5 protein-coding genes are annotated in these 7641 nt (G+C 38.7%); all 5 read left to right on the forward strand.

The window, feature by feature from the left end; translation table 11 throughout:
• Positions 1 to 5415 (forward strand): hemagglutinin repeat-containing protein (locus tag Q0614_RS06065; protein WP_298787266.1); only part of this gene is annotated, 5415 nt, incomplete at its 5' end.
• On the forward strand, positions 5412 to 5735 hold the full coding sequence (locus Q0614_RS06070) for a hypothetical protein (RefSeq protein WP_298787267.1): 324 nt from the start codon (positions 5412 to 5414) through the stop codon (positions 5733 to 5735). The genes Q0614_RS06065 and Q0614_RS06070, both read left to right, overlap by 4 nt.
• Positions 5736 to 5757: 22 nt before the next feature.
• Positions 5758 to 6087, forward strand: coding sequence for a hypothetical protein (locus tag Q0614_RS06075; protein ID WP_297904579.1), 330 nt, complete (start codon positions 5758 to 5760; stop codon positions 6085 to 6087).
• 105 nt (positions 6088 to 6192) lie between these two features.
• Positions 6193 to 6921, forward strand: a complete 729-nt coding sequence (locus tag Q0614_RS06080) for a hypothetical protein (RefSeq protein WP_298787268.1) — start codon at positions 6193 to 6195, stop codon at positions 6919 to 6921.
• Positions 6922 to 6990: 69 nt separating this feature from the next.
• Entirely contained in the window at positions 6991 to 7410 is a 420-nt protein-coding gene (locus tag Q0614_RS06085) for a hypothetical protein (protein ID WP_298787270.1), read from the forward strand.
• Positions 7411 to 7641: the final 231 nt, after the last annotated feature.

Below are 7641 nucleotides of genomic sequence, written 5' to 3' on the forward strand. Positions count from 1 at the left end.
CTATCTAACATCATCTCTCAAAGAAATTTAAATATTTTTAATGAAAGAGGTGGGGAGGGCAAGGCTGACGAGATAACTAACGCCTCCTCTTTGATATATGCAAGAGGCGCTCTTAATATCGGTGCTAAAAAGCTAAACAACCGCTCGGTTAACGAGCCCGTAAAGAGGGTTCAAAGCACCGGTTATAATATAGATTTTACCTGTAATGGCGATGGCTGGGGTTGCAGCGGCGTAGCCATACCTTTAAAGGTCAATGCAGCCGAGATTAAAGAGCGTATCCTTAAGAAAAATCCTAATATTAGCCAGGACGAGTTAAACGCTAAGATCATGGAGGAGCTTAGCGAGCAGGATATGAATCTATACGTATTAAGCCTATATAAAAACACCAGGCTTCCGGGGGAGGATACTAGGCTATATGATGCTATAACGTTAAATTTAAAAGACAATCTCTTTAGCATAAGAAGAAGCAAGCCTCATAAGAAGGAGAGATTAAGGCAGATAAGCTACAGCATCAATAAAGAGTATATAACTGAAGATAGCCTAAGTAAATTTATGGGCTCAAACATAATCTCCGCAGGGGATAGCAATCTTAACATAGATGAGCTAAATAACGATAAGAGCGTAATTTATGCCTATAACGATCTGCTCTTAAATGTAAAGAGCCTAAACAACCGCTCTTTAAGTCTAAATCATAGTATAACGAGCCAGGCGGAGTATAGATGGAAACATAAAAGCCACGGCGGTAAAGGCGGCTATAGCGACCAAAAGAATATCTACTACTCCCAGCCTGCTATTATCTCCATAATAGGAGCTAAAAAAGATATAAAAGGCTATGCGGGGGATATTTCAAATTTAAACTCACACGGGCAGATAAACTCTGCTAACGCTCCTACTCTTATAAAGGAAGCTTTTTCTAAAATAGATTACTCTCTAATAGGCAAGGGGCTCCTTAATCCTAACGCTTTAAATCTCGATAAAAACGATCTTGCGCCTAGCCTTAATAACGAAGCGGATATGCAAGATATCATTAGGCCTAGCTATATAAACAATCTCTTTTCGCCTATAAGCAGTAAATTTTATAACACCTTCTACGTTTATAGCGAGCTGATACCGGATTTTTCATATATGCACAATAAGCTAAGCTTGCTTTATGATAAAAAAAGGACCTCCTTGAACTCTTCGGAGGAAGATGACGGCACCATGCTTAACTCCGCACCTTCTTTGATATACGCAGGAGGCAGCATAGATCTAAGCGTAAACGGCGATCTTAGAAACGAAGGGATAATCTACGCGGGCTCTAATATGAGCCTCAAAGCGGGCAGCGTATCAAATTTAAACTCCGCCTCCATCATCGCCGCGAACGCCCTAAGCATATCGGCTAATAAGGATATAATAAACGCCTCCTCTTTGATACAAGGACGCAGCGTAAGCTTAAACGCGGGCAGAGATATAGTACATAAAACCCTAAGTAAAGAGATAAGCCTAAATAGAGCCTACGGCGATCAAAGCAGCACCTATATAGGCACTATCTCAAATATAAAATCTACCGAAGGCAGCGTAGCATTAAATGCGGCTCGCGATATAACCGTAACCGGAGCGAGCATAGACTCGGCTGCAAATTTAATCCTAAACGCCGCAAAGGACGTAAATATAAATAGCGCGGAGGAGAAGCTAAGCTATAACTTTAAAAGCAAGGGCGGATACTATAAAGAGGATATCGTTAAGAATACAGGCTCCAAACTTAACGCCAAAGATAATATCTTAATCAAAGCGGACGGTATCAACATAAGCGGAGCGGATATTAATGCGCGCAGCGGTGATGCTTTGCTGCAGGCAAAGAACTCCATAAATCTAAGTGGGGATGTCGATAGCGCCTACTACGAGAGCGAATTTAAAGAGAAGGGCTTTGCGTCTAAAAAAAGCACTACTACTAAAGCCTTAAATCAAAGCGTAGTACCTACTAGCATAAAGGCTAAAAATATAATGCTTAGCTCGCAAGAAGCTGATATCAATATAGCAGGCTCTACGTTAAAAGCTAAAGAGGCCATAGATATGCAGGCGGGAAACAATATAAATATATCGCCTCTAAGCTATAACTCCTTAAACTATAAAAATAGCTCCAAATCCTCTTTGGGCGGATTAAGAGCTAGTATGGATATGCACTCGCTTTATAAACGAAATTTACAAAGCTCCTCCCTGTCCAGCGAAACGGGGGATATAAACTTAAGAGCAAAGAACGATCTAAGTCTAATATCTGCGGATATTTCAAGCGGACGCAATCTAAACTTAGGCGCGGGAAATTCCATAAATATCCTAGCGGCCAAGGAGTATAAAGAGGAGTTAAGCGCCCATAAGAAAAGAAGCTTCAATCCGCTCTCGGTGTTCAACTATCCGGTAGCGATAGCAGCTTCCGTAGGGGCAATGGATAATATCGCACTAGAGGCCGGGATAGAAAAGATAGGCGGGGGAAGCTTTACCGAGGTATATAGGTCGGATTATAATAGCAAGCAGGCAAAGGAAGGTATATCTAAACTATCCGATATCAAAGCTGCGGGCGATATAAGCTTAAATTCTCCTACAGCTTTTATAACTTCAAATATGAAAGCGGGCGGAGATATAAATGTAGATACCAAAAACCTAACGATATCCGCAGCCGCTAACGAATATAGCGAGCACAATGTAGCAAAAAGCGCCTCTGTATCCATTACCAAAGCAAAAGACTCTCTAAATCAGATGAAGCCTAAGTCCTTGGACGAGTTTAAAAAAGACACCAGCCTTAAAGCCAAAATAGCGTCCGCCTCATACGATAAATCCAATACGAACTTATACGGTACCGAGACCGTCTCTTCTAATATGGAAGCTAAAAATATAACTCTTAGAGGGGATAATAGCCTAAGCGTTATAGGCTCAAGCTTAAAGGCCGAAGAGGATCTTAACTTAATATCTAAAGATGGGAATATAAATATAATAAATTCCACCGATACCGCAAGCTCCTCATCTAACTCTAAGCATCTGGAAGGCTCCCTGTCTCTTACCGTGCAAAACGAATACGCCCAGATTGCTCCTGCGGCTATCGCCTTGCAAGAAGCGATAAAACAGCTCAATCAGACCAAAAAGCAATATAAGGAGTATAAGGATCAGAAAAATGCTCTACAGGATAAACTTGTCGAGTTAAAAAACCGCTATAAGGCCAAAGAGGTAGGCATAGACTACTCCGATATCGAAGACCTACAAAACATAATAGAGGACGTAAAGGACGAGGAGAAATACTATCTATCAAATATCGCTCTGGCTACTGCCAACGTAGCCTCTAAAACCGCCGCCCTCATCTCCCAAAAAAGCGCCGCATCTGCAAGCTCATATACCTGGGGCTTTAGCGTCGGCGCCTCCGCAGAGCTTAGCGGAACCACTTCCAAAGATAGTTCCAAATCAAGTAACTCCGTAGCCTCTAATCTTAGCGGCAAGAATATTAAAATTTTAACTGACAGCAATAAAGATACCGCTATAAATATCAAAGGCTCAAATTTATATGCTAGTAATGATATATATCTAAACACCCATAATCTATTTATGGATGCTTCGCGGGATAGCTATGAAGCTAAGCAAAGCTCTAAAACCGTAAGCGGAAGAGTATCTGCTACTATGTATGGAGGCGGAGGAGGAAGCGCAGGGCTTGATTACTCTAAAAGCAATATGAAAGAGCAAAGCCTTAGCCACAATAACGCTAAAGTTTATGCAGGACATAATATATACGCCTTAGCTAGTAACGACGCTTTAATAAAAGGAGCTAACCTTAGAGCGGATAATGCTTTAGCTTTAAAGGTAGGACATGACCTAAGCCTTCATAGCTTAAGAGATAGCTATAATTACGATAGCAAATCAAGCTCTATAGGGGCAGGTATAGGCATAAGCGGCAGTAAAACAAACTCCGATCCTTCTCGTCCTTATGCCATAAGCAATAATATGGTAAGCTATTCAAATTCCAAACTTTCAAGCATAAACGCCAACTACTCCAGATCCAAATCAAGCACTATGGTAAAACAGACCGTGCTATCTAGTATAACTGCTAAAGAGTTAGACATAGAGGTAGGATCTAACACAGATCTAAAAGGCTCATTAATAGCCGCAGGCTACTATGATGAGAATGGAAACTTCATAGATAACGGCAAGCTTAGATTAAAAACAGATACCCTAAGCTTTTCAAATTTAAGCAACACTAGATACGACAAATCAAATTCTTTAAGCATAGGAACTAATTATGCTTTTAAAGATCCGCAACAAGAAGGAGGAAGCAAAGAGAACGGTAACCAAGCTAGTGATAGCAAGAACGCTCAATCTAAAGATAGCGCTAGATTAAAACAAGACGACTTAAGCGCCGAGCATATTCAAAATACGATTAAGTCCATAAAAGAAAAGGTAGCCAAGGAAGATAGCAAAAATTTCAGCTCATCAAGCGTATCGCTAAGTAGATCGCATTCGGTACGCTTAAATAAAACTTTAGCTACCGTAGGACGCGGCAATCTAATAATCAATAATGAAGCCGGCTCGGATGAATTAAGCAGGCTCAATAGGGATACGGCTAAAATACAAAAAGATATCGTAAATAGTAATTTGTACTCATCCGCAAAGGCTGATATAGATTATAGATTTTTTAGCCAGGACGGACGAGATCAAATCAAAAAAGAGCTTCTACTCCTTACGGATTCGTTATCAAATCATATGCCGAGCGAAAATTCAAACAACGCTTTTGAAAGAACCATTGCAAAAGGGCTAAATTCCTTAGGCACCTGCTCTTTGGGTTTAATCCCTAGCGATGAAAACAACGGAGGTTTGTTAGCCAACATAGGGGCGATAGCAACGGGCGATCCTAAATTTAAGATACTAGGTAATTCAAAATCAAAGAACGCTTTTGTTAATGGGATTTTGACGGATGAAAATAATGCAAACGAGCAGGCTCTTTATATGGTAGGCGAAGATTATAAGGTCTTATATAATCCAAGTAGGGGATTCTTGCCCGATCTTTTAGAAAGTCTGGTGGATATGCTACCGTTTACTACAGGAATTGCGAAACAGGTGGGGTATGAGATAAAAAATAACGATGTAGTCATAGGGCACTCTCAAGGAAGTGCAATTTTAAATTCTGGGTTAAAAAATTTCGATAAACATCCCAAAAAGACTATATACGCAGGAACGCCATTTAATATCCAATTTGGAGAAAATACCTATAACTATGAATATGATCCAGTGAGCCATCCTAGTGCTATTATTATGCCCACATTTTGGAGCAATGTTATAAATGGCGTAGAGATGAAAGTGCAACAAAATCAAACATATATAGAACATAATCCATTTTATATCAATCATGTTTATCCGTATAATGATATTATAAATAGATTTAACAAGGAGAATAAATGAGAAATTTTGTTATATCTTTTGTCGCATTATGCCTATATGGGTGCAGTCCTACGATTTTAGGGCATAAAATCACTTTTGCAAAGCACGTAGACGGTACCTTTTACGGCGAATGCGGCGAAAAAATAGATCAAAAAATTATATATAAATTTAAAGACGGCGTTATTCGTAAAATTTTCTATGAAGATAAAGAGGAATTTGCTTATTATGATGAGATGGTCATCCCTATCCAATCCTGCAAAGGCGAATGGTGTAAAATTTACTATCCTTGCGGTCAAAAAGAGTATTTTGTAAAGAAAGACGATATAGTAAAAAGATATTAATTTTATACTTGAAAGGAGAGCTGTGAAGTATTTCGCACCTTTTATATTGTTATTATTCTTTTGCGGGTGTGAGCCGTATTTTATGAAATATGCCGCCAAATGCGCCGGCGCCGATGATAAATCCGCTCAAAAGAATATGTATTGGTTTAAGGATAGGCATAAATATAGTTATTTTTATGAGGGAGAATATAGAACCTATGCATCCAAAAATGAAAATGATGTTTTGGCAAGACCCGATTATCCTATATTTGTAATTAGTCACTGCGATGATAAGTGGTGCGAGGTCGTTGAAAAGTGCAGCGATATAAAAGTATTTGTAAAAAAGAGCGATATAATACCATACAAAAGATAGGCATCGCCTTAAGGTATAAATTTCAATACGCGCAGAGTATCCAAGCGAGCATAACGTAAATTTAAAGCGGGTTGAGAAAGCAAATAAAACAAGAAGGATTCAAAAATGAAAAGTATAAAAGGTATTTTCCGTTATCTTTTTCCGGTAAGAGATGGACGGGAACTCTATGGACTTAAAATTCCAAAAGGGCAAAGCGATCGTTTTGGAAAAGAATTTATATTCGAGCCTGAATTGATTGCGAAATTGGATGCGGAAAAACTCGGTATAAAAATAGATCCAAAGCTTTTAAGAGATAAGCGGATTAAATTTCATATACGCGATATGTATTATAAGACATATTATGAGATAACATCTTTCGGTATCGATGAGAGCTACGCCGATTCGCGGCAAATAGATCTTGATTTAGAAGATATAAAACCTATCGTAAAATCGGATGCAGACGATCCCTACTATGTATATTGCTATAGCTTAAACATAGAGCAGATGAGATCTTTTGGATGCATTGATATGGTTAAGCCCGGTTTTTCATACTTCTTCGAATCCTATGCTGTCCATGAAAGAATAATCAAAGCTCCAAATGGCGGAGATAAAAATATAAAAAGCTGCTATATAAATGTCTTTGATAGCGATACGGAAGCTTTTTACTTGGCGCTATTGGACGTTAAGCTGCCTTTTAGCGAAGTTGCGAAAATAGTCGCTCCGCTGAGCGTAGAGGCAAATATCCATTATTCTTATAGCCTCTCCGAAGAGCAGATTATAAAATTGGGATTTCCTGAAATTTTAAAAGAAAATGGCGGCAAAATCGACGCTCAAATATCGGTAGAGATAGTATAATCTAAAATTTGGCCGTTAAATGGATGAATTATGTAAGCTCGGCGGACTATAAATTTATGAGGAGCATAAATGACTACTATGTATGTTGCTTTTTATTTATCGTCGGATAAATATAACTTTGATTTTTCGGACTTGATCCTAGACGAGAAGATTAATGAATATAAAATTAGTTATATAAAAAAATATAAAATCGGCGACATAGATGAAAGGCGCGGCAAGATTAGAAATAGTTGTAGGTGGCTATGCTATACCACCAAGAAAGAGTGCGTATTTACAAGCGATGCCTTAAAAGATTTGTATGAAATTTTAAAAGCAAACTTCGATGATATCAAAAAGAGGGTATCGGAATTAAATTTAGATGCTAATATCGATATAATGATAGATACGACAGAAAAAGACGATGTTTATGCTATAGATTTTAGCAAAGAAATGATAAAAATGTGCGCCGAACTAAATGCCGATGTATGCGTAGATGGGATATATTATTAATTTGTGCGGGAATAAAAATAGCGTAGAAAATAAATTTTTAATCCCCCGCTCAAAAGGTAAAAATGAATAAATTTATAAGCCAGCTTTCTTTCTTTACCATTGCTCTTTTAACCGCCGCCCTCATCTCTCAAGGATCTGCCGCATCCTCTAGCTGGGTTACCTGGGGCTTTAGCGTAGGCGCCTCCGCAGAGCTTAGCGGAACCACTTCCAAAGATAGTTCCAAATCAAGTA

It is taken from the genome of uncultured Campylobacter sp., from assembly GCF_937997595.1.
Taxonomy (GTDB): domain Bacteria; phylum Campylobacterota; class Campylobacteria; order Campylobacterales; family Campylobacteraceae; genus Campylobacter_B.